We start from the raw sequence: 24,045 nt of genomic DNA on the forward strand, positions 1-24,045 counted from the left end.
GGTGAATCGTGTCGTCAGTTGGCCTGGACTCCCGCGGCTTTCGCCGCCTCGGAATCCGCTACGACAGTACCTCCGGCCGCGTCGACGGTGAGCGCGCCGGTCATGATGGCGACGACCTCCGCCATGGAGTAGTCGGAGGGCTTGATCACGGCAGCGCGCCGGCCCAGCCGGTGGACGTGGATCCGGTCGGCGATCTCGAAGACGTGCGGCATGTTGTGGCTGATCAGGACGACCGGCATGCCCTTGTCCCGGACGCGGCGGATGAGGTCCAGGACCTGACCGGACTCCTTGACGCCGAGGGCGGCGGTGGGTTCGTCCATGACGACGACGCTGCGGGCCAGGCGACGGAACGGGCGACCGCGACGGCCTGCCGCTGCCCACCGGAGAGCGTCTCGACCGACTGCGTCAGCGAGCGCAGGCCGATCTTCAGGTCGGCCATGTGCTCGGCGGCCTCCTGGCGCATGCGCTTCTTGTCCAGCATGCGGAAGACACTGCCGAGGACGCCGGGACGGCGGAGCTCGCGGCCTAGGAACATGTTCGAGGCGATGTCCATGGAGGCGGCCACGGCGAGGTCCTGATAGACCGTCTCGATGCCGTGGGCGCGTGCGCTCTGCGGTCCGGAGAACGTGATGGGTTCGCCGTTGAGTCGTATCTCGCCCGCGTCGGGGACCAGTGCGCCGGTGAGGGCCTTGATCAGGCTGGTCTTGCCGGCTCCGTTGTCGCCGATGACCGCGAGGACCTCGCCCGGCAGCAGGTCGAAGTCGGCACCGTCGATGGCGGTGACGTGGCCGTAGCGCTTGACCAGACCGCGGGCCTGCAGCACGGGGGTGGGGGAGGAGGTGGCAGTCATCGCGCCTTCTTCCGGGAGATCTGGTCGACGGTCACCGCGAGAATCACCAGGACTCCGGTGATCAGGGTCTGGTAGATCGAGGCGACGCCCATCAGCTGCAGGCCGTTGCGGAAGACACCGACGATGAGGACGCCGATGAAGGTGCCCAGGACCGAACCGCGTCCGCCGAAGAGGCTGGTGCCGCCGAGGACGACGGCGGTGATGCTGTCGAGGTTGTCGGTCTGTCCTGCCTGCGGGTCGCCGACTCCGGTACGGGAGATGAGCAGCAGAGCGGCGATGCCGTAGAGGAGACCGGCCACGGTGTAGACGCCGACGGTCAGCCGGGAGGTGCGGATGCCGTTCAGCCGCGCCGCTTCCTGGCTGTTGCCCAGCGCGTAGACGTGCCGGCCCCAGCCGGTGCTGCTCAGCGCGTAGGCGAGGAGGAGGAACAGGGCGATGGTGACCAGGGAGCCGTAGGTGATGTCGGTGCGGCCGAGGGGGAAGGTCTGCCCGAGCGCCGTCAGCGGGCCGGGCAGGTTGGAGACCGTCTGCTCCTCGGAGTAGATGTGGGTCAGCGCGAACGCCACGTTGAGCATGCCGAGGGTGACGATGAACGGCGGCAGCGGGATCTTCTGCACCAGCAGCCCGTTGAGCAGCCCGAAGCCGCCGCAGACGGCTATGCCCAGGGCGATGGCGGCGAGCGGGGGCAGGGAGCCCTCGGCGGCCATCTTGGCGATCATGATGCTGCCGAACGCCATCACGGCACCGCACGACAGGTCGATGCCCGCGGTGAGGATGATCAGGGTCTGCCCGATGGCGAGGGTGCCGACGACCATGACCTGCTGCACGATCAGCGAGAAGTTCCCGCCGGTGAGGAACTGGTCGGTCGAGAGGGAGAAGAAGACGCAGGCAAGAAGGAGGGCGACCAGCGGGCCGGTGGTCGGCTGTGTGAGCAGTCTGCGGACCGTGGTCGGTGCCTTGAGCTCGGCGTACGGCGTGGTCGTGGCTGTCATGCGAAGTCCTTGTCGGAAGACAGAGGTCCTTGTCCGTCCCCGTCGGAGGACAAGGGAACGAGGGGGCAGCCGCCCCCGGTCGGGGAGGAGGGGGCGGCCGCCCCGCTGAGGGGGAGAGGCGATGTCGTACGGTCTTCGGGGGCGGCTCAGCCCCAGCAGTTCTCCAGGCCGTAGGCGGTGTCCTTGGACGTGACCCCGTCCTGCGGCTTGTCGGAGATCAGAGTGACGCCCGTGTCGGTGTAACCGGACGCCTTCTCGCCGTCCTTGGCGTACGTCACGACGGCCTTGACGCCCTCGGCGGCCATCTTCAGCGGGTACTGCTGCGACGTGGCGGCGATCTTGCCGTCCTTGACCGCCTGGGTGCCGGTGCAGCCGCCGTCGACGGAGACGATCAGGACGTCCTTCTCCCGGCCCTTGGCCTTGAGCGCGGTGTACGCGCCCAGGGCGGCCGGTTCGTTGATGGTGTAGACGACGTTGATGCCGGGCTCCTTCTGGAGGCAGTTCTCCATCGCCGTCTGGCCCTTGGCCTGGTCGCCTCCGGTGTCCTGGGAACAGACGACCGACGGGTCCTTCTCGTCGATGCCGAAGCCCTTGAGGAAGCCGTTGTGCCGCTGGACGCCGACGGACACGCCCGGCGCGAGGTCGAGGGTGGCTATCTTCGCGGTCTTGCCCTTCATAACGGCCTTGGCGTACTCGCCGATCAGCTCGCCGGCCTTGAGGTTGTCCGTGGCGAACAGGGCGTCGACCGCGCTGTCCGGCTCGGTCGGGGTGTCCAGGGCGATGACCAGGACGCCCTTGGCGCGGGCCTTCTCGATCGCCGGCACGATGGCCTTGGAGTCGCTCGGGGTGATCAGAATGCCCTTCACGCCGGAGGCGACCATGTTCTCGATGGCCGTGACCTGACCTGCGTTGTCGCCGTCGAACTTGCCCGCTGCGGTGACCAGTTCGGCGCCGTTGTCCTTGGCGGCCTTCTCCGCGCCCTCCTTCATCTTCACGAAGAACGGGTTGGTGTCGGTCTTGGTGATCAGACCGACCTTGACGTCGCCCGAACTGGCGCTGGACGAACCCGATCCGGAGCCGGAGCCGGATCCGCAGGCCGTCAGGGTGAGGGCCGCGACGCCCGTGACAGCGGCGGCCCTGAGGAGGGAGGAGGACAGACGAGTGCTGCGAGACATGTTCGACTCCTGTGGGATAGCGAGCGGCACGGGGTCGGGTTCGAAGCATGCCGCCCGAGGTGTCATCGTTGACTTATGTCATCGTTGACACCGCATGGCGAGGATGATGGACTCCGTCTCCCGGAAACGTCAATGCCTTGCACTCGTCACAAATCGGCAACGCCCGCGGCCGCCGCCCACCTAGCCGTCCGGCAGCCGCGCCACGACGTGCCCGGTTCGCCCGTACGTTCGCGAGAGAAGAGCAGCCCATGAGCCCGCGTCAGATCACCGTCCTGGGGGAGTGCGTAGCGGACGCGTTCGCCGAACCCGCAAGCACCTCGAACGAACTCGCCCTGCGCGTACTGCCCGGCGGCGGACCCGCGAACACTGCAGTGGCCCTGGCCCGGCTCGGCACCCCGGCCCGCTTCCTCGCGCGGTTGTCCGGCGACGTGTTCGGCCGCCTGTTCCGCGCCCATCTGGAGGCATCCGGGGTGGACCTTTCGAACGCCGTCGCGGCCGCGGAACCCAGCACGCTGGCCGTGGCGGAGCTGGACGCCCAGGGGCAGGCCGCGTTCTCCTTCCATGCGCAGGGCACGGCCGACTGGCAGTGGACCGCCGAGGAACTGGCGCGGGTGGACCTGTCCGAAGCCGCCTGTGTGCACACCGGATCCCTGGCCCTGGTCCGGGAACCCGGGGCGGCGGCGGTGGAGGACTTCCTGGCGGCGGCCGCCCCACAGGCGACCATCAGCATCGACCCCAATGTCCGGCCGCTGCTGGTGCACCCCGACGTCTACCGCGCCCGGCTGGCCCACTGGTGCGGCCTCGCCGATGTGCTCCGGCTGAGTGAGGACGACCTGGAGCTCCTGCTGCCGGACACGCCGCCCGAGCAGGCATGCGACATCTGGCACGCGGCCGGGGCACGGCTCGTCGTGATCACACGCGGTGCCGACGGCGTCCTGGCCTCGTTCGACGGCGAACGGATTCAGGTGCCCGCCGTGTCGACGAGGGTCGTTGACACGGTCGGGGCGGGGGACTCCTTCACCGCCGGGCTGCTGCACCATCTCGGCGCCCGGGGGCTCCTCGGCGGCCGGCTGACGGAACTCCGTCTCGACGATGTCGCGGAAGCCTGCCGGTTCGCCGTCCGGGTCGCGGCTCTGACCTGCTCGGTTGCCGGTCCCAATCCGCCGTGGCAGAGCCAGTTGGCGCAGCTCGCCACAGCTGACGGCGTATGACGGGCAGGCGAGACGCGTAGGGGTCCGGCACGCCCGAACCGGTTGACGCATCGGCCGGATTGCCTCCATCATCGGGCCACTCGATGTCATCGATGACACAAGTCAACGATGACACCACCCTTGTCGGTGCCGTGGACGTCGGCGCCGACGGGGCGTCACTTTTCGGTCAGTCCGCGCCGGGCATCAGGCTCCGCTGCGCGGAAAGCCGCAGCCACAGGAGACACCATGAGCTCTGGACGTGTATCCCGGCATGCCCGCACACGGATGATCGCGGCGGTGGCGACCGTCTGCGCCCTCTCCGGGGCCCCGCTCGCCCCCCAGGCCGTCGCCGCCGACACCCCGCCGTACACCGAGACCTACAGACCCCAGTTCCACTTCACGCCGGAGAAGAACTGGATGAACGACCCCAACGGCCTCGTGTACTACCAGGGCGAGTACCACCTCTTCTACCAGTACAACCCCAACGGCAACTCCTGGGGCGACATGTCCTGGGGGCACGCGGTGAGCAAGGACCTCGTGCACTGGGAGGAGTTGCCGCTCGCCTTGTCGCACGACGACGAGGAGATGGTGTTCTCCGGCAGCGCGGTCGTCGACTGGAACAACACCACCGGGTTCGGCACGAAGAAGAACCCGCCCATGGTGGCGATCTACACCAGCGCTTACAAGAACGGCGGCAAGCAGGCGCAGTCGCTCGCGTACAGCACCGACCGCGGCCGCACCTGGGCCAAGTACCAGGGCAATCCCGTCATCGACATCGGCTCCAGAGAGTTCCGGGACCCCAAGGTCCAGTGGTACGCGCCGACCCAGAGCTGGCTGATGACGGTGTCGCTGTCCACCGAGCACAAGGTGCAGTTCTACTCGTCGAAGAACCTCAAGGACTGGACGCTGCTCAGCGAGTTCGGGCCGGCCGGTGCGACGGGCGGCGTGTGGGAGTGTCCCGACCTGTTCCCCCTCGCGGTCGACGGGGACGAGAACAACATCAAGTGGGTCCTGGTCGTCAACATCAACCCCGGCGGCATCGCGGGCGGTTCGGCCGCCCAGTACTTCATCGGCGACTTCGACGGCAAGAAGTTCACCGCCGAGGACAAGGGGACCTACACCCCGCCCACCGGCACGGTCGTGCAGGACTTCGAGAGCGCCGGCTTCGGTGAGTGGACGACGACCGGCACCGCGTTCGGCGAGGGACCGACGGCCGGGGCCCTGGACGGGCAGGGGGCGATCGACGGCTTCGAAGGCAAGGGCCTCGCCAACAGCTTCCACGCAGGTGACGGCACCACCGGCACGCTCACCTCACCCGAATTCACCGTCGACAGCCCCTACCTGAACTTCAAGGTCGGCGGCGGACGGCACCCGCACGAACCCGGAACCGTCATGGAGCAGGGACCGCCGCCCGCGGGCACGGTCCTCGCCGACTTCGAAGGCGGCAGCTACGGAGACTGGACGAAGACCGGAGACGCCTTCGGCTCGGCACCGGCCCCCGGTACCCTCCCCAATCAGCAGGAGGTCTCCGGATTCCTGGGCAGTGGCCTGGTCAACACGTTCCTGAACGGCGACTCCACCACCGGCACCCTCACGTCGCCCGAATTCACCATCGACAAGAAGCACATCAACTTCCTCATCGGCGGCGGCAACCACCCCGCCGGCTCCGCCAACCCCACCGCCGTCGAACTCCTCGTCGACGGCCAAGTGATGCGCAGCGCCACCGGAAAGGACGCCGAGGCACTCAACTGGGCCTCCTGGGACGTCAGCGACCTCGCCGGCAAGAAGGCGCAGATCAGGATCGTCGACGACAACACCGGCGGCTGGGGCCACCTCAACGTCGACCACATCATGCTGTCCGACACCGAGGCCCAGCCGGTCTCCCAGGAGACGTCCGTCAACCTGATCGTCGACGGCGAGGTCGTCCGCAGCGCCACCGGTTCCAACAGCGAGACCCTGGACTGGGCCTCCTTCGACCTGCGTCCCTACGCCGGCAAGGAGGCACGTATCCAGATCGCCGACATGAACAGCGCGGGATGGGGCCACATCCTCGCCGACCAGTTCACCGCCGCCGATACCCCCGCCAAGTCCCTGGTGCAGCGCGCCGACTGGGCCGACTACGGCAAGGACTACTACGCGGCGGTGTCCTGGGAGAACGCACCGGGCGGCAAGCGGTACATGATCGGCTGGATGAACAACTGGGACTACAGCGGCGCCATCCCCACCTCCCCCTGGCGCGGCGCGCAGAGCGCTCCCAGGGAGATGGCCCTGCGCACGGTCGACGGCCGGATCAGGCTCACCAGCAAGCCGGTCGACAGCCTGGATTCCCTCCGGCAGAAGAGCCCGGCAACAGAGACCGGCGTCACCGTCAAGAGCGCGTCACAGCCCCTGATCGGCCCTGCGGCCAGGGGCAGGGCACTCGACATCGAGGCGACCTTCTCCCTCAAGGACGCCGAACGCTTCGGCCTGAAGGTGCGCACGGGGCCCGGAGGCGAGGAGACGGTCATCGGCTACGACACCACGACAAAGGAGCTGTACGTCGACCGCACCCGCTCCGGTGCCGTGGACTTCAACAGCGCCTTCCCCGGCGTCCAGAGAGCCCCGCTGCAGGCCAGGAACGGCAAGGTGAAGCTGCGGATCCTGGTCGACTGGTCGTCCGTCGAGGTCTTCGGCGGCAGCGGCGAGGCAGTGATCACCGACCAGATCTTCCCCGACCCCGCCAGCCAGGGAGTGGAGGTCTTCGCCGAGAACGGCTCGGTGAAGCTGGACCGTGCCACTGTCTGGCACCTCGACTCCTACCGCGACTGATCCCGACCACGTCCGACCACGTCCGACCACGGAGGACGCCACATCGTGAACAAGACCCTGCTCGCCGAGTTCACCGCCCGCGAGGGTGCGGAGGACGAGGTCGCCCGCCTGATCCTGGACTACGCCAAGAAGGTGCGTGAGGAAGACGGCAACCTCGCCTTCGACGTCTACACCAAGACGTCCCAACCACGCGCTTACTGGATCTTCGAGGTGTACCGCGACGAGGACGCCTTCCAGGCCCACCTGAAGGCCCCGTACGGCGGCCCGTTCAACATCGCCCTCGCCCCACTGATCGAGGAGGACGCCTCGGTGCTGACCTTCCTCGATCCGGTGACCTGACGGTCCCTTGATCCGGTGACCTGACGTCGGCCGGGCCCGCCCCGCGGGCCCGGCCCTTGGCGCGCCCTGGGACCGGCCACCCGCCGCTGTCCGAGGAGATCCGAGGCGGCCGAGCGGCCGCTGTTTCGCCGGCGCCGAGCGTGCCTGGCAGAACCGCGGGCTCGGTGGGCCTGGTTGGCGCCCACGGGGCCAAGGGCGGGTGGCCCCCGGTTGCCACCTCGGCCGACATTGCTCGGCCACGAGTTCGTAACGAGCCGTTGACAGGGGTGCCTTGCGGGGAGCACTCTCGTCCCGCACTCACTTGCCAAAACGATTGGGCACGACATGGGCAGGCGGATCGGGATCAAGGACGTGGCGGCGGCCGCCGGCGTCTCGGCCACGACCGTCTCCCACATCCTCAACGAGGTCGAGGGCAAGCGCATCAACGCCGAGACCCGGCAGCGCGTTCTCGAAACGGCCCGGGAGCTGGGGTACGCGCCCAACGGGCTGGCGCGGGGACTGCGGCTGAAGCGGTCGAACACGATCGGCTTCGTCAGCGACCAGATCGCCACCACTCCGCACGCCGGCCGGATCATCCTGGGAGCGCAGGAGGAGGCGGCCAAGCACGGCCTGCTGCTGCTCATGCTGAACACCGGTGGCGATCCGGAGCTGGAGCGCAAGGAGATCGATCTGCTGCTGCAGCGCCAGGTCGACGGCGTGCTGTACGCGTCCATGTACCACCGGGTCGTGGAGGTGCCGGAGCGGCTGCGGTCGGTCCCCACGGTGCTGCTGGACGCGCGCTCGGACGACCCCGCCGTGCCCTCCGTCGTACCGGACGAGGTCCTGGGCGGGGAGACGGCGGTGCGCGAGTTGGTCCGCCACGGCCACCGCCGCATCGGCTTCATCAACAACGTCGACGACATCCCGGCCACCCACGGACGTCTCGAGGGCTACCGGCGCGCTCTCGCCGAGGCGGACATCGCCGAGGACCCCCGGCTGGTCGTGGCGGAGACCAGCGACGCCGCCGGTGGGTACCGGGCGGCGCTGCGACTGCTGCAGGCGGAGCCACGGCCCACCGCGTTGTTCTGCTTCGCCGACCGGATGGCGATGGGCGTCTACCGCGCCGCCGCCGAACTGGGGCTGTCGATCCCCGGGGACCTGTCGGTGATCGGCTTCGACAACCAGGAGCTGATCTGTGACGGCTTGTTCCCCGGGCTGACCACCGTCGCCCTGCCGCACTACGAGATGGGGGCGCGGGCTGTCGCACAGCTGCTCGCGCTCACGGGCGCACAGGACCACGGGACTGGTGCGGTCGCTCAGGAAATGTTGCCCTGCCCGCTGGTGGCACGGGCATCGGTCGCTCCGCCGCCCCGACTCTGACCCCGGAACGGCGAAGCACCACCGATACAGGCGGCCGTCATCACCGGCCGCCGACACGGTCTGCCAGGACCGTGCCCAGTGACAATGGAGGAACCCAGGTGGAATCGAGAACCAGGCGCCTCGCGGTATCGAGCATAGCCGCCCTGGCCGCGGCGACGCTCGTGGCCGGATGCGGCGGCAGTGGCAGTACCGGCTCGTCGGGCGCCGACGGCAACACACTGACCCTGTGGACGCACAACGCCGGCAACGCCGCCGAGTACGGCGTCGTGAAGCAGATCGTCAAGGACTTCAACGCCAGTCAGAGCAAGTACAAGGTCAAGATCCAGGCGTTCCCGCAGGGTTCCTACAACGACTCGGTGGTGGCCGCGGCCTCCGCCAAGAAGCTGCCGTGCATCCTCGACGTCGACGGGCCGAACGTCCCGAACTGGGCCTGGGGTGGGTACCTCGCGCCGCTGGACCTGTCCAAGGGCAAGGTCGCCGTGAAGGACCAGCTGCCCAGTACGGTCGCCACGTACCAGGACAAGACCTACGCGTTCGGGTTCTACGACGTGGCGCTGACCATGTACTCCCGCAAGTCGGTGCTGAAGAAGCACGACATCCGCGTCCCCACCCTCGACAAGCCCTGGACCAAGGACGAGTTCATGGACGCGCTCGCCAAGATCAAGGCGAGCGGCACGTTCAAGAACACACTGGACCTCGGCACGGGCGACCCCGGTGAGTGGTGGCCGTACGCCTACTCCCCGATGCTGCAGAGCTTCGGCGGCGACCTGATCGACCGCTCGGACCACAAGACCGCCAAGGGTGCGCTGAATGGTGAGAAGGCCGTCGAGTGGGGCAAGTGGTTCCGCTCGCTGGTCACGAAGGGCTACGCGCCGCAGAAGTCCAGCAAGAGCCCCGCCGACGACTTCCGCAACGGCAAGACCGCCATCCACTGGGACGGCAGCTGGTCCGCCCAGGCCAACACCGACAAGTTCGGCAGCGACCTGGCGATCCTCCCGCCGGTCGACTTCGGCGACGGACCGAAGATCGGCGGAGCATCCTGGCAGTGGGGCATGAGCTCGTCCTGCTCCAACAAGGAAGGCGCCCAGGCCTACCTGAACTTCTCCCGGCAGACGAAGTACTTCGTGGACTTCGCCAAGGCCACCGGCACCATCGCCGCCACCGACGCGGCAGCGGAACAGGTCAAGGGCTACGAAACGGGCGGTCAGTTCAACGTCTTCCTCAAGACGGCGCAGGAGTTCGCGGTGGTCCGGCCCGTCACCCCGGCCTACCCGTACATCTCCACGGTGTTCGCCAAGACGGCTCGGGACATCCTGGCCGGCGCCGACGTCAAGGGCGCCCTCGACCAGGCCGCCAGCGAGATCGACAACAACCTGTCGACCAACAACTACTACTCCACCGGCAGCTGACCGCGTCCGCCCGTCCCGGCGGACGGTGGATGCGGTTCATCCTCTCCGCCTCTGCCGGGACACGTACCTGCCTGGATGTCCCATGACCACCACAATGTCTTCAATCTCCACCCGACCCGGCGCCGCCGCCGGTGCACCACCGACCCGACGCGCAACGCGCCGGCGCGGGCGGCGCAGAGAGAGCCTCGCCGCACTCGGCATGGTCAGCCCCGCCGTCTTCCTGCTGGTGATGTTCATCGTCATCCCCGTGGTGCTGGCCTTCGCGCTGGCGTTCACCAACGCCCGCCTGGTGTCGCCGACCCCGGCGCAGTTCACGGGCCTGCAGAACTTCCGCACCCTGCTGGACGACCCGCTGTTCTACAAGTCGCTGCGGAACACCTTCTACTTCGCCGTCGTCGTCGTCCCGCTGCAGGGCGGCCTGGCGCTGGTGCTCGCGCTGCTCGTCAACGCCAAGGTCAAAGGCGTCAACTTCTTCCGGACCGTCTACTTCCTCCCGGTCGTCACCTCGATGGTCGTGGTCTCCATCCTGTGGACGCTGCTGTACCAGAAGACCGGGCTGGTCAACGAGATCATCTCCCGCCTCACCCTCGGCCAGGTACAGGGACCGGACTGGCTGACCAACCCGTCCACGGCCATGCCCGCCATCATCGTCATGTCCGTCTGGCAGGGCGTCGGCTTCCACATGGTCATCTGGCTGGCCGGACTGCAGACCATCCCGCAGGACCTGTACGAGGCAGCCGACATGGACGGGGCCACGCGCTGGGTGCGCTTCCGGCATGTGACCTGGCCCGGCCTCAGCGCCACCCGGACGTTCGTGCTCATCACCATCACCATCAGCGCGTTCGCCCTGTTCACCCAGGTCAGCGTGATGACACAAGGCGGGCCTCTGGACGCCACCAGCACGGTCGTCTACCAGGCCGTGCGGACCGGTTACAGCCAGCAGCAGACCGGATACGCGTCCGCGATCTCCCTCGTCTTCTTCGTTCTGGTGCTGGCCGTCTCCCTCGTCCAGCGCTTCCTCACCCGGGAGAAGGACTGACATGACCTCCGTATCCCCTGCTCCCGCCCCAACTCCCGCACGCCCGGGCCGCCGTCGGAGGCCGTCGCCGCGCCGGATCGGCCTGCAGGCGGCTCGCATCGCGCTCGCGCTGTTCTTCGCGTTCCCGATCGTCTTCATGCTGGTGTCGTCGTTCAAGCCCGACGAGCAGATCTTCGGCGACCTGGACGGCATCAAGGCGTTCCTGCCGGTCGGCGCTCTGTCCCTGGACAACTACACCGGGGTCTTCGACCGGGTGCCCGCCGTCCGGTTCCTGCTCAACTCCATCGGGATCTCCGTCATCACGGTGGCGCTGAGCATCCTCATCAACAGCCTCGCGGCGTTCGCGTTGTCCCGGATGCGGTGGCGCGGCAAGAAGATCGTGCTCACCGCCGTGATCGCGACGCTGGTCGTGCCGTTCGAGACCTACGCCCTGCCGATGGTCTGGTGGGTCAACAAACTGCCCTGGCTGCAGCTGGACGGCGGCCGGCTCATCGTGACCGAAGGCTGGCTGGACACCTACCAGGTGCAGATCCTGCCGTTCGTCGGCAACGCCCTCTTCATCTTCCTCTTCCACCAGTACTTCCAGAGCATCCCCAAGGAACTCGACGAAGCGGCGGTCATCGACGGGGCGAGCTGGTTCGGCATCTACCGGCGCATCGTCATGCCGCTGTCCGGTCCGGCGATCGCCACGGTGGCGATCCTGTCCTTCCTGCCGATGTGGAACCAATACCTGTGGCCGCTGATGGTCGTCCAGAGCGAGGAACTGCGGCCGGTCATGGTCGGCATCGACTACTTCTTCCAGCTCAACCCGTCCTGGGGCGAGGTCATGGCCTACTCGTCAATGATCACCGTGCCGGTGCTCGCGCTGTTCGTGGCCTTCCAGCGGGCCTTCGTCAGCAGCATCGCCTCCAGCGGCGTCAAGGGCTGACCCCGGCCGGGCCCCGCACCCGCCTCCACTTCTTCTGCCACCCCCCTGTGCCTCGCGCACCCCTTTGAAAGGCCCTGTGTGTCCACGCCGCCCGCCGACCCTCACCTGCCCGCCGTACACCTGCGCCCGCCCCGCAACTGGATCAACGACCCCAACGGGCTGGTCTTCCACGACGGTTACTACCACGTGTTCTTCCAGTACAACCCCTACGGCCCGCAGCACGCGAACGTGCACTGGGGCCACTTCCGCAGCCCCGACCTGATCACCTGGGAACCGCTCCCGGTCGCCCTCGCCCCCACCCCCGGTGGCGACGACGCCGACGGCTGCTACTCAGGCAACGCGATCTCCGTCGACGGCCGACTGGTGGCCTTCTACTCCGCCAACCGCACAGGCCGCTGGTGGCAGCCGGTCACCACCGCCGAGTCCTACGACGGCGGACACACCTGGACCAAGCGGCCGGAGTTGCTCATCCCGCAGCCGCCCGCCGGAACCACCATGTACCGGGACCCGTACGTCTGGCGGCAGGACGGCCGCTGGCGGATGCTCGTCGGCTCAGCCCTCGCCGACGGCCGCGGAGCGGCACTGCTCTACGAGTCCGACGACCTGGAGAACTGGGAGTACCGTGGCCCTTTCCACACCAGCAGCCCCGCCGACCCGGCCGGCTGGGAATGCCCCCAGTACGCCACCTTCGGTGACCGTGGCGTCCTGATCGTCAGCGACTGGACCCCGCAGGGCGGCCCAAGCCATGTGACGGTCCACACCGGCCACGAGGAACACGGCCGTTTCACGGCGGCCGCACCGCCCGTACGGCTGGACCACGGCCCGGACTTCTACGCCCCGGCCCTGCTCAAGGCTCCCGAGGAAGGCCGGTGGCTGCTGTGGGGCTGGGCGTGGGAGGCCCGCGACGACTCCTGGGCGCACGAAGCCGGCTGGGCAGGCGTCCTCACTCTCCCACGCGAACTGACCCTGGCTGACGGCGGCACGGTCGCCCAACGCCCCGCACGCGAACTGCTCGCCCTGCGCGGGGAACGCGTCCTGCACCGCACCGGACACGTCACCCGATCCCTGCCGGTCGAACTCGGGGAGGTCGGCCGCACCTTCGACCTCACTGCGGTCCTGACCCCCGACCCCACTGGCGCCGGCGGTCTGCGTTTGGTCACCTCCGCGGACGGCACCGAGTACCTCGACATCGACCTCGACCCCACCGCAGGCCGGCTCACCGTGGACCGCAGCCGCGCATCACTGGACGCACGAGCACGAGCAGGCACGTACACCGTCCCTTGCCCGGTCGCGCCGATCCCCGGCACTCCTGTCGAACTGCGCGTCATCGTGGACCGCTCGATCGTCGAGATCTACGTGTCCACCGGCCAAGTCCTCACCCTCAGGTTCTATCCCATCGGCGACGGACCATGGCGGCTGCAGGCCCACACCACAGGCACCGGAGGCAGCGACTTCACGGTCGAGGCGTGGGACCTGAATCCCGGCGGAATCCGCCAAGAGTCGCTGCTTGCAAGCCAACAGCAGGACGCATGACCGACGAGCGACCGGCGAGGTCTAGAGCCAGTCCCGCCACTGGGGACGCTGACCTGCGATTATGCGGTACTGCTCACACCGTGTCACGGTCAGCCTCCCACCAGTTCCTCGGGGGTCCACTCGGGTGCCTCGGGGTCGAGGCGCAGCCGCTCGGCCGCTGCGACGCGGACGCGGCGGTGGAGCCGGATGTCGTCCGGTGAGTGGACCACCAGTGCCGCCCGGCTGTTGTGCGGCTCGTCGCAGTACGGCCACGGCTCGTCGGCGGGCCACAGGAGCGGCCCGCCGACGGAGCTGTCGTGCACGGTCGGCGACCCCGGCCGCGGGTGCAGCCGGGTCGCCGTCCGCGCCAGCGGGGCCAGTTGAGGGAAGAGGGCCGTCACGTCGAGTGGCCGCGACGGGGTCGTGAACGTCCTGCCGGCTCCTGGCCTACCGGTCACTGGACCAGCTCGATGTGCGGGTGGTCCGGGGAGGACGGGCAGGCGTGGAGTTGCAGGGCGTAGCCTCTGGCAACAATGATCTTGGTGAAATTCGCCGGAGGAGTTCCGGGAGGAATCGGTGTCGGGTTGGTCCGCTCCTCCTCAGGGGCCCAGCTCTTGCTCCCCGCGTTCCACTCGGTACTGGCGATGGTGAGGAGCGGGACCGTCTCGGAGCCGCATACGGGGCAGGGGCGGGGGATGGGGTCGGTGAGGCCCCACCGGGACCAGCCTCCAACTTTCCATCCGGGGGCGTGGCACAGCTGGTCCCGGTAGAAATCCGCCGGGTCGGCATCGTACGTGCCGTCCCATGCTCCCCCGGCCGCCTCCCACCGGCTCAGGTCGCCCAGCTCCTGTTGCAGCTCCGTGGCCAGCTCCATGGGATTGGGGTACTCAGTGACCTGTTCCGGTGAGAGCACGCACGGCTCCGGCAGGTAGCTGGAGAACTGGATCGCGGGCGGCTCGGGCGGTGCGCTGAGGACTTCGGTGACCGTTGCCGAAGAACGCCAGTACAGCGCGGTTCGGGGTGCCACCGGGTGGTCGAAGGGACACCACAACACCTGGAGGACATCAGCCTCGGAAAGGCCGGGAGCGGCCAGGAGCGGGATATCGCGGATGTACAGCTGGGCCACCGGCAACATAGCGATCGGACCTTCGGGCCAGGGACATCCGGCGTTGAGACGCTTCTCGGCTGTTAGTTCCTCGGGCGTGAGCACAGGCGCCCGAGAGGCTCGGCGCCGCCGGTCGACCGTTGCCGCCCGGTTGAGGCGCTGCAGTCGAACGTCGTCCGGTGACACGGCGGGGTTTACGTGGTCCCACACGTGCGGTCCATCACAGTGCGGCCACGGCTCGTCGGCGGGCCACAGCAGCGGCCCGCCGACGGAACTGTCATGCACCGTCGGCGACCCCGGCCGCGGGTGCAGCCGGGTCGCCGTCCGCGCCAGCGGGGCCAGTTGAGGGAAGAGCGCGGTCACGTCGACCGGCCGCGGCGGGGTGGTGAAACTCATGCTGGCTCCCGAGGGCACGAAAACGGTGTGGAGAGGTATCAGTTGCCGAGGTTGTGCGATCCGCCGGTCTGAGTGTTGGGGATGTAGACGTCGGAGAAGAGCTGTTCCACCGATCCGTCCTCGTGTTCGATCTTGGCGCTCATCGTAACGCCCGCCGGAATCGTGCTGTCGTCGCTCAGATAGGTGGGAGTCACCTCGTAGAGGATCGCGTCGTCCTCCCCGATTCCACCGTCCAGCCTGTTTTGAACCACGGACTCGTAGGTCCGCATACTGGGCGTCCCTGTGTTCATCCCGATCTGCCAGCAGGGGACAAGGTTGTTCGAGATCCTGCCGCCGAGGACGTTGGCGATCAGGTGGCACCGGGCGAGCTGGTCGGTGAGATTGTTCGCGGTGGCGTACGCGGCCGCGTCCTGCCAGCCGGTTATGTCTCCGCCGGCTTCGCTGCCGGGTCCGAGCTGCTTGCCCAGACAAGCGGTGGACTTGGTCGCCCGGGCACCGGCCGCGCTCGTCGGGTCGCTCTTGTTGATGTGCGGGACCGGTTCGGTGGTGTTCAGGATCCATCCGTTGCCGGCCGGGCGCGCACCCTCGGGCGAGATCCCCAGGCACTCGGCGTGCGAGCCGTCGAGCGACGCCGTGAACCCCAGCTTGAACTGGTCGGCGTCGATGACCCGCTGGCCCGCGAAGCCGTCGGCGAGTTGGCTGTCCGCGAACTGCTTGTCAGCTGCGGCGACATGGGCGCGAACACAGCGCTGGGAGGTGTCGAGGCTCGAACCGCCGTTGAGCTCGTGGATGACCCATCCGCCGTTGCCGTAGTAGGGAATGAGCTCGGCGCACTCGGCCCCGTCCCTTCCTCCTTCCTCCGTCTCCGCGAAGGGGAACTGGGCACAGGTGTCGGTCGGTATGAGGTCGCTCGCGTCCGCGAACGGCTTCGAGGATCCGGTTCCGCAGGTGTTGCTCGTTCGGTCGGCGATGCCGCTCGTCGACCGGGTCATCGGGGTGTTGAGCCCCCAGCGGTCAGCGAGGTTCTTCTGGGCCCACAGATAGGCCGCTACCGCACCGCCCTGGTCCGAGCCCTGCGTGCTCATTGGCAGCTCGGCCATGATCGACGGGACGGCACACCCCGCCGACGAAGCCCCCCCGACCGCGTCGTCGCACCTGATCTGACGCGCGTTCTTCCACGACGCGTTCGGGTCGACCGCCGTCGCGCCCGGGGACGTCACGTACATCGCGTAGGCCGTGTAGAAGGAGGCGGAGGAGCCCGTCGTCTGGGACGAGGAGTAGGTGACGGTTCCGGTCAGGGTCTGGCCGAGGGTGAGGTCGCCGCCGTACCAGGGGGCGGTCTTGGTGGCCGTGCAGCCGGCGTCGCACGAGGCGCGGAACTTGGCGTTCAGCGCGGCGACTTCGCCGGTGGCGCTGATCATGGTGACGGAGACCTGCTCGCTCCAGGTCGTTGCCGTCGCCGAGAGGTCACCGCCGGTGGAGACCTCCAGGACGCCGCGGCCCAGCTCAAGGCCGTTGCTGTCGCGGAGGATGTAGGTGACGTTGATGCCGGTCACGCAGTACGAGAAGCGCTCGTAGCTGTAGCTGCCGGGGTTTGTGATGTCGCAGCTTCCGGCGGCGGCAGCAGCGGTGGCGGCGACACCGGCGCGGGTCTCCGCCTTCGCGGGGGCGGGGGTGACGGTCACACAGGACTCGACTGCGCCCGCGCGGCGCTCCTTGGAGCCGGGCGCGGTGGCCGTGCACTTCTCACCAGACTCGCCCGCGATCTCGCTGGTCTCGGTGGTCTCCGAGCTGGGCTCGGCGGCCTTGCTGGCGGACGACTTGGCCGCCGTCGCGGACGAGTCCGTCGCCGTGCCCGACGGCTGCTCGGCCGCTTGGCTCGTCGCGGCCGTCGTGAGGACGAGGGTCAGGGCGGTGAGGACGGTCAGGACCGTCGAGCGGGCGCGTCTCCTTGTGGCGCGCCCGCCACGTATTTCATGCATGGGGGAAGGAACTTTCCGTGGAAGGGGATAGGGCAGGGCAGGGGGCGCCGCCTGATCGCGGCGCCCCCCGGAGGGGGATCAGGCGGCCAGGCCCCAGAGGTCGCTAAGGCCCTTCGTGATGCCGGAGACCAGGTCCTCGCCGGTGTCCGTGATCTTGCTGACCACGGGCTTCACGAGGCCGCCGTCGAGCGCCTTGTCGGCGGCGCCGACCCACTTGTAGGCGCCGAAGGAGACCAGGCTCAGGCCGGTGCCGACGGCGGACTCGAAGAAGGCGCCGCTGGTGAAGCCGTGCTCGATACCCGTAAAGAGGGAGCCCAGGGCGCCCGCGCCCGCGGAAACGCCGGCGAAGAAGCCGGCCGCCGCGAGGGCTGGTGGGAAGACGAAGGCGGCGAGGGCGCAGCCGGCCGCCAGGAACCCGGCGCCGATGCTGACCACGTTGGCGGCGTCCGCGTAGAACTGGGCGTCGTTCCACCACTCGTCGGCGTCGCCGTCCGCGGTTCCGTTGGGGTTGACCTGATTGTTCTTGTCGTTGTTGGCCGGGTCCTGCTTCGCTTCGCGCTCTTCCTGGGCCTTGAGGGCGGCCGCCTTGGCCTTGGCGATGTCCTCGGCCCGCTTCTTGTCTGCGGCGATCTGCTTGGCCTCGGAGTACGCGGCGGCGGCGGCCTTCGCGTCGGCGTTGGCCGCGAGCTCGGCGGCGCGGGCGGCGGCGGCCGACCGCTGGGCCTCGGCGGAGGAGGCGAGGGCGGTGCGTGCCGAGTCGACGGCCTTGTTTGCCGAGTAGTTGGCGGAGCGGGCGGCGCTGCGGGCGGTGGCGGCGGCGTTCTTCGCCGTGGTGGCGGAGGCCTGGGCGTCGGCGGCCGATTTGTCGGCGGCGTCGGCGTTGTCCCGCGCCTGCTGGGCGTAGTCGTCGGCCTTGGCGGCGGAGTCGAGGGCCTTCTGCGCCCACTCCTGGGCCTCGGCGGCGGCGTTGCGGGCGTCGGCGGCGGCCTTCGAGGCGAGGGCCGCGTCTTCCTGCGCCTTCTCCGCGATCTTCGCGGCCGCGGCGATGGCTCCACGGACCGCGGCGACGTGGGTGGCGGTGTCGTGGTCGAGCTGAGCTGTGCGGTACTGGATCACGGTGATGAAGTTGCGCAGCATCCACGCCGGGCCTTCGAGTGCGACCTCCGCGTAGGCCTTGGTGAACTCGCCGGCGGTGGCGATCAGCTCGCTGGCGCGGACCCGGTCGTCCTCCTGGACGGCCAGGGGGTAGTCGTGGTCGAAGAAGTAGTTGAGGGATTCGGTGGTGTTGGAGTCCAGCGCCTTGTTGGCGGCTTCGATGACGGCCTTGCCCGCACCCTCAGCGATGATCTTGTTGATGGCGACGCGCAGGTCCTCGTCCGAGGCGCGCTTCATACCGCTGGTGAGGAAGTCCCCGACGGCGAGCGAGTCGGTGCTCTCCAGCGCGGCCGCGGCGGCCGCAGCGACCTTCGGTCCGGCGACCGTCGCCACGTGGAGGGTGGTCTCGCGGTCGTCCTGCGCCTGAGCGAGGGCACGGTCGAGGTCGATCCAGGCGTAGACGTCGTCGTCGGAACCGGCGAGGGCGTGCTGGGCTGCCTGACGGGTGTAGGCGCCGCGGGCGTCGATCAGGGCGATCGCGGCCTGCCGGCCCAGGGTCGCGGCGAGCGTCATGTCGCCGGAGTACAGGGCCGTTTCCGCCTTGGCGATGACGTCCTTGGTCTGCTGGCTGGTGCGCTCCGCCATGAGCCGCTTCTCGCGGACGTCGGACAGCTCGGCCTGCTCGATGGCGGCGAGCTGCTGGGCCTCCTCGATGGCCTGCTGCTTGTCCTGCTCCAGGGTCTGGGCCTCGGCGGCGCGGGCGTTCTTCTCCACCTCGATGGCGTCCGTGACGGCCTGGGTGGCGATGTTGGCCGCGTTCACGGCCTCCGTGGCGTGGGCGGTCGACTTGTTGGCGTAGTCGATGGCCTTGCCCGCGTTGAGGACGGCCTCGTCGGCGGCGGCCGCCGCCTTCTCGGCGTGGTCGGCGGCGGAGTTGGCGGCGTCCCGGGCGGTGCGGGCCGCAGCCGCGGCGGTGGTGGCCAGGGCCTGGGCGGTGGAGGCCGCGTTGGTGGCGCGGTTGGCGGCACTGGTGGCGATGGCGGCCTGGCGCTTTGCCTCGTCGGCCTCCGCCTGGGCGGCACCGGCCGAGACGGCGGCCTGGGCGGCGGCGGTGGCGGCGGCGGCCGCGTTACGGGCGGCGGAGGCGGCGGCCAGGCCCGCGTCCGAGGACGCATCGCCGGCGAGGGCCGCCTTGGCGGCGGCCGCGGCGGCGCTGCGGGCCTTCGCGGCGGCGTTGCGGGCGGCGACCGCGGCGTTCTTGGCATCCTCTGCCTTGCCCGCGTCCTTGGACGCGGCGATCGCGGCGTTGTAGGCGCGGGCGGCGGCGTTGCCGGCCTTCGCGGCGGCCTGGGCGGCACCGGCGGCCGCCCAGGAGGCGCGGCGGGACGCCTTCACCGCGGCGTTGGAGGCGTTGATGGCGTTGCGCGCGGCGTCTGCCGCGCCCTTCGCCGCGCTCGCCGCCTTCCGGGCCGCGGCCCCCGACTTCGCCACGTCGCTCTGTGCGGCGGACGCCTCGGCGGCGGCCTTCTCTGCGGCCTCCTTGGCCTTCGTGGCGGCGGTCTCGGCGCGGGCCCCTGCCTCCACGGCGAGGTTCGTCTCGCGCTCGGCGCGCTTGCCCTCCCGCTCGACGACGGCCACCAGCTCCTCGATGGTCGCCGACTCCTGGTCGCGGGCGCGCGCGATGTGCTGGCCTGTCTCGATGAACCACTCGACATCGGCCGCGGTGCCGCTGAGCGCGCGGTCCGCGTACTTCTGCACCTCCGGACCACCGGTCATCAGCATGGCGCTGACCTGGACCCGGGTGTCCTCCAGGCGCGCGTCGTACTGCTGGTCGGTGAGGAAGGCGGTGAGCGCCTGCGCGGTGCCGGCGTCGAGGGCGGCGTTGGCCTCGCGTACCACCGCCTTGTCTCCGGTGGACGCGACGATGCTGGTGGCGACCTGGAGGTCTTCGAGGATGGCGGGGCTGAAGCCGTCCTTGAGGAAGGCGGTTATCGCGGTGTCGCCGTTGTCCAGGGCGGCGACGGCCTCCCGGCGCAGGCCCTTGCCCGCGCGGTCCAGGCTGCGGACGATCGCGACCCGGTTGTCCTCGGCGGTCTGCTTCGGCAGCGTCTCGGCGAGGAAGGTCTGGATGTCGGTGTCCGCCCCGTAGAGGGCCTCGGCGGCGGCAGCCTTGACGCCCTTGCCGCCCGTGAGCCACGCCCTGACGACCTTGGCGCGCTCGGTGTCCGGCAGCGGCACCGGTTCGGGCGCGGTGCCTTCGGCGGCAGTGGCGGTGGCCGGTACCAGGACCGAAGGGGTGGCCGCGACGGCGGTCGCGGCGGCGAGCACACCGAGCACGCGGCGTCTGCTCCAGAACATTGTCTGCATAGGGGAATTCCTCGCGAAGGCAGTGGGTGAGGCCCGTCGCAATCCTGCGGGCAGGACTCGCCACAGAATGCGGCGGGGCAGTCACTGGATTCCGATGACCCTATCAACTCGAAGTAATGGAAGCCGAGTTGTATATCCGGACAATGGAACTCGGCTGCAATGCAAGCATTTACGTAACCGTATCTGGACAATTCAACTCGGCTGTAATGTAAGTATTTACGCAACCCTCACAACTATCGATACAACCTTTTCGCAAGATGGCGAAGGTCACACCGAGTGTGTGGTCGATGCCCGGTTTCGGATGGATCAAGGTGCTGGACCAGGCCTTTACTTCGTGTTGGCATGGCGGGGCCCACGGCGCTGACGCAGCGTCATGGCCTGTTGCTACGGGGGTCAGGCGAGCCATCTCAAGGCAAAGAGATAGCCCTTGGATGCAGGGCCTGTTTCGTATGCCTGTGATTCCGTTTCGAACTGAGGAATGCAATGAGGAGACACCGCACAATGACCATGCGGCGGCGGAGAAATCGGCTTGCGGCAAGGATTCTCGGCACTGCGGCGGCAAGCGCACTTGCCGTACTCGCCACGACCGCTGGCGTCCTCGCTTCGCCATCCGAGAAGGCCGACGCGGCGAGCGTCGCAGACGGCACCCCCGGCTATGCCGTGGAGGACTTCAACTACCCGCAGGCCGACAAGATCCTGGCGGAGAAGAACCTCGTCCTGAAGCGCGGCGACGGCCACATCACGCTCGCCGACTGCGTGGCCGGCACCGGGCAGATCGAGCTCCTGGCCCGCGACAACGCCAGCAAGATCTGCTTCAAGGTCGTCGGCGACGAGGGCTGGCTGACCCTGGAGATCCCCGCCGTCTACTCGGTCAAGGGCAACGACTACTCCACCACCGTCGACATGACCGTCGGCACCGAGGAGAAGACCTTCGAGATCACCAAGAACACCTGGACCCCGGTGGGCGAGTCCGCCGACCCGGAAGGCCGTGAGTTCCTGCTTGTCGAGATCAGGACCTCCAAGTAGCCCCTCACAGCCGTCCCGTGACCACCACGCTGCGGTCCGGTGTGTACCGGACGAGCAGTCCTCGCTCCAAGGAAACAGCTCACCCATGACAGACAGAACCGTGAGCGTCTCCAGACGCTCCCGTCTCCTTGCATCGGCCGCATCCCTCATGGCCGTGCCACTTGCGCTGTGCGCCGCGCCTGCGGCCGCCGTCACCGGAGTGGCCTCCGAGGCCTCCGACACCACCCACGCCTACACTGCGCAGATCGTCGTCGGGTCCCACGACCGCGGCTGCTCCGGCGTTCTCATCGATGCCGACTGGCTGCTCACCGCCGCCAGCTGCTTCGCGGACGACCCGACACAGAGCCTCTCCGTGGCCGCCGGAGTCCCGAAGTCGACGGTAACCGCGACGATCGGCCGCACGGACCTCACCACCACCTCCGGTGCCCAGCGCCGGATCGTCGAACTGGTGCCGCGCACCGACCGTGACGTGGTCCTGGCCCGCCTCGACCGGCCCGTCACCGACGTCGCCCCCGCTGCCCTGGCCACAGCCGCCCCGGCCGCCGGCGAGGAGCTGAAGTTCGCCGGCTACGGCCGTACCAAGGACGAGTGGGCGCCGCTCAAGCTGCACACCGCCGCCTACACCGTCGACTCCGCGGACGGCACCACCGCCACGGTCACCGGCAAGGACGGTGCCGCCGCCTGCGCCGGCGACTCCGGCGGCCCGGTGCTGCGCGGCACCGGCACCGCCGCCCAGCTGGTCGCCCTCAACAGCCAGTCGTTTCAGGGCGGTTGCTTCGGCATTGATGCCACCCAGACCAGCACGGCAGGTGTCACCGCCCGTGTCGACGACCTGAAGTCCTGGATCGACTCCAAGGTCGGTGCCCCCGCGATCACCGACTTCAACGGTGACGGTGTCGAGGACATCGCCGTCGCCGATCCGAAGGCGAGTGTGGGCGGGGATGCCGGCGCCGGCCTGGTGCGGGTCGTGTACGGCGACGGCGGGGGCACCGCCCAGTTCGACCAGGACCTGGACTGGGTGTCCGGCGGGGCCGAGGCGAACGACGGCTTCGGTGAGGCGCTGGCCACCGTCGACTACGACCAGGACGGCTACACCGACCTGGTGGTCGCCACCCCGGGGGATGAACTGGCCGGCGCCGCGAACGCGGGCATGGTCGACGTGCTGTTCGGCGGCCCCAGCGGGCTGGGTACCGGTGCGGTGAAGAGCAAGCACCTGGAGCAGGGCGCGGGCACCGGCGCGATCCTCGCCTCGGCCTCCGAGGCCGGTGACCGCATGGGCCAGGCCCTCGCGGCCGGCACCACGGCCGCAGGCCGCCCCTGGATTCTCATCGGAGTACCGGGCGAGTCCGTCGGCACCGAGGCCGAGGGCGGTTTGGCCTTCTACGTCTACGGCGACACCAGCCGCAGCGTCCACCAGGACCTGCCAACCGAGGTGCCTGGAGTGGCCGAGGCCGGCGACAAGTTCGGGGCCGCAGTCGCCGGTGACGAGAACTTCTTCGCCATCGGCGCGCCCGGCGAGGCCATCGGCACCGCCACCGACTCCGGCACGGTGGCCCTGTTCAGCCACACCCTGGACGCGGACGGCCGCCCGACAACGATCGGCGGCATGGACCAGGACAACAGCGCGGTGACCGGTGCCGCCGAGGCGGGCGACGAGTTCGGCGCGGCCCTGGCCATGACCGCCTACCGCTCCTCCACCACGGCCGGCACCGACACCTCCATGCTGGCGATCGGTTCGCCGGGCGAGACCACCACCGCCGGTGGTAGCGACCAGGCAGAGGCGGGTCGCGCCATCCTGGTGCGGGTCAACGCCGACAGCACCTGGAGCTTCCTTCGCGAACTGCGCCAGGGCGAAGCGGACGACACTGTCGTGAGTACTTCGGAGGCCGGTGACCGGATGGGCGAGAGCCTGACTGCGATCAACACCGCACCGCGCGAGGTCGCCACCGCCGCCACCCTGCTCGTCGCCGTCGGAACCCCGGGCGAGGCCATCGGCACGGAGGCCGCATCCGGCGCGATTCACACCTTCTCGATGCTGGGCGCGGCCGGTGACAACGATCTGTGGATCGAGGCCGGAGACGGCGACGGCATCCCCGGCACCCCCAAGGCCGGCCAGCGCCTGGGCCAGAGCATCCACTTCACCGGCACCCGCCTCTACGCCGGCATGCCCTACGGCCCCAGCACCTACGGCGCCCTGCACGCCCTGCCGATCGGTAACGTCATCCCCGGTGGCACCGACGGAACGGTGACCACCTACCAGCCCGGTACCGGCGGTCTGCCCGCAGTCGGCACCGCCTTCGGGTACGCCGCGCGCTGAGCCACAACCCATCGGCGCGGGGCGTCGAAACGCCATCGCCCCGCGCCCTCTGGGCCTGCACGGGACCGCGTGCGACATCGCCGAGATCCTTCGCGCCGTGTGTGGACATCCCGTCCCCCGTCGGGCCGCGCTCGATGATGCGCTCATCAACAACCC

15 protein-coding genes and 2 pseudogenes are annotated in these 24,045 nt (G+C 69.2%); 10 read left to right on the forward strand and 7 right to left on the reverse strand.

Going from position 1 to position 24,045, the window contains the following annotated elements; genetic code table 11:
- Positions 1 to 14: 14 nt before the first annotated feature.
- The 3 genes and pseudogenes from ACSMXV_RS32815 to ACSMXV_RS32825 form a co-directional block, all read right to left on the reverse strand.
- Positions 15 to 850 (reverse strand): annotated as a pseudogene (locus ACSMXV_RS32815) (ATP-binding cassette domain-containing protein).
- Positions 847 to 1,842, reverse strand: a complete 996-nt coding sequence (locus tag ACSMXV_RS32820; RefSeq protein ID WP_473174760.1) for an ABC transporter permease — start codon at positions 1,840 to 1,842, stop codon at positions 847 to 849. Before ACSMXV_RS32820 ends, ACSMXV_RS32815 begins: the two are co-directional and overlap by 4 nt.
- 146 nt (positions 1,843 to 1,988) lie before the next feature.
- Positions 1,989 to 3,017: a substrate-binding domain-containing protein gene (locus tag ACSMXV_RS32825; RefSeq protein WP_473174761.1), complete on the reverse strand. Its 1,029-nt coding sequence runs from the start codon at positions 3,015 to 3,017 to the stop codon at positions 1,989 to 1,991.
- A gap of 248 nt (positions 3,018 to 3,265) precedes the next feature.
- On the opposite strand from ACSMXV_RS32825, the gene ACSMXV_RS32830 reads away from it, so the two are divergent.
- The 8 genes from ACSMXV_RS32830 (at position 3,266) to ACSMXV_RS32865 (ending at position 13,622) form a co-directional block, all read left to right on the forward strand.
- Positions 3,266 to 4,228, forward strand: coding sequence for a carbohydrate kinase family protein (locus ACSMXV_RS32830; protein WP_473174762.1), 963 nt, complete (start codon positions 3,266 to 3,268; stop codon positions 4,226 to 4,228).
- Positions 4,229 to 4,453: 225 nt separating this feature from the next.
- Positions 4,454 to 7,015: a GH32 C-terminal domain-containing protein gene (locus ACSMXV_RS32835; protein ID WP_473174763.1), complete on the forward strand. Its 2,562-nt coding sequence runs from the start codon at positions 4,454 to 4,456 to the stop codon at positions 7,013 to 7,015.
- Between the two features lie 45 nt (positions 7,016 to 7,060).
- Entirely contained in the window at positions 7,061 to 7,354 is a 294-nt protein-coding gene (locus tag ACSMXV_RS32840; RefSeq protein WP_473174764.1) for a putative quinol monooxygenase, read from the forward strand.
- Between the two features lie 324 nt (positions 7,355 to 7,678).
- Complete coding sequence (locus ACSMXV_RS32845; protein WP_473174765.1) at positions 7,679 to 8,713, forward strand: LacI family DNA-binding transcriptional regulator; 1,035 nt, start codon at positions 7,679 to 7,681, stop codon at positions 8,711 to 8,713.
- Between the two features lie 98 nt (positions 8,714 to 8,811).
- On the forward strand, positions 8,812 to 10,122 hold the full coding sequence (locus tag ACSMXV_RS32850; RefSeq protein ID WP_473174766.1) for an ABC transporter substrate-binding protein: 1,311 nt from the start codon (positions 8,812 to 8,814) through the stop codon (positions 10,120 to 10,122).
- 199 nt (positions 10,123 to 10,321) lie between these two features.
- Complete coding sequence (locus ACSMXV_RS32855) at positions 10,322 to 11,161, forward strand: carbohydrate ABC transporter permease (RefSeq protein ID WP_473174767.1); 840 nt, start codon at positions 10,322 to 10,324, stop codon at positions 11,159 to 11,161.
- Position 11,162: 1 nt separating this feature from the next.
- Complete coding sequence (locus ACSMXV_RS32860; RefSeq protein WP_473174768.1) at positions 11,163 to 12,089, forward strand: carbohydrate ABC transporter permease; 927 nt, start codon at positions 11,163 to 11,165, stop codon at positions 12,087 to 12,089.
- A gap of 78 nt (positions 12,090 to 12,167) precedes the next feature.
- Positions 12,168 to 13,622: a glycoside hydrolase family 32 protein gene (locus tag ACSMXV_RS32865; RefSeq protein ID WP_473174769.1), complete on the forward strand. Its 1,455-nt coding sequence runs from the start codon at positions 12,168 to 12,170 to the stop codon at positions 13,620 to 13,622.
- A 104-nt stretch (positions 13,623 to 13,726) separates the two neighbouring features.
- Here the strand turns inward: ACSMXV_RS32865 and ACSMXV_RS32870 are convergent.
- The 4 genes and pseudogenes from ACSMXV_RS32870 to ACSMXV_RS32885 all read right to left on the reverse strand — a co-directional run.
- Positions 13,727 to 14,059 (reverse strand): annotated as a pseudogene (locus tag ACSMXV_RS32870) (hypothetical protein); the annotation flags it as partial.
- Positions 14,056 to 15,102 (reverse strand): hypothetical protein, encoded by a 1,047-nt coding sequence (locus tag ACSMXV_RS32875; RefSeq protein ID WP_473174770.1) that lies wholly within the window; start codon positions 15,100 to 15,102, stop codon positions 14,056 to 14,058. The gene ACSMXV_RS32875 and the pseudogene ACSMXV_RS32870, both read right to left, overlap by 4 nt.
- A gap of 38 nt (positions 15,103 to 15,140) precedes the next feature.
- Positions 15,141 to 17,084, reverse strand: a complete 1,944-nt coding sequence (locus tag ACSMXV_RS32880) for a DNA/RNA non-specific endonuclease (protein WP_473174771.1) — start codon at positions 17,082 to 17,084, stop codon at positions 15,141 to 15,143.
- Positions 17,085 to 17,162: 78 nt separating this feature from the next.
- Positions 17,163 to 20,546 carry an ALF repeat-containing protein gene (locus tag ACSMXV_RS32885; protein ID WP_473174772.1) on the reverse strand — a complete coding sequence of 1,128 codons (3,384 nt, stop codon included), beginning with the start codon at positions 20,544 to 20,546 and terminating at the stop codon, positions 17,163 to 17,165.
- Positions 20,547 to 21,047: 501 nt separating this feature from the next.
- On the opposite strand from ACSMXV_RS32885, the gene ACSMXV_RS32890 reads away from it, so the two are divergent.
- Both ACSMXV_RS32890 and ACSMXV_RS32895 read left to right on the forward strand, forming a co-directional pair.
- Complete coding sequence (locus ACSMXV_RS32890) at positions 21,048 to 21,572, forward strand: hypothetical protein (RefSeq protein WP_473174773.1); 525 nt, start codon at positions 21,048 to 21,050, stop codon at positions 21,570 to 21,572.
- Between the two features lie 85 nt (positions 21,573 to 21,657).
- On the forward strand, positions 21,658 to 23,889 hold the full coding sequence (locus ACSMXV_RS32895; RefSeq protein WP_473174774.1) for a trypsin-like serine protease: 2,232 nt from the start codon (positions 21,658 to 21,660) through the stop codon (positions 23,887 to 23,889).
- The last annotated feature ends 156 nt before the right edge of the window (positions 23,890 to 24,045 follow it).

Source organism: Streptomyces sp. DSM 42067 (assembly GCF_055792885.1).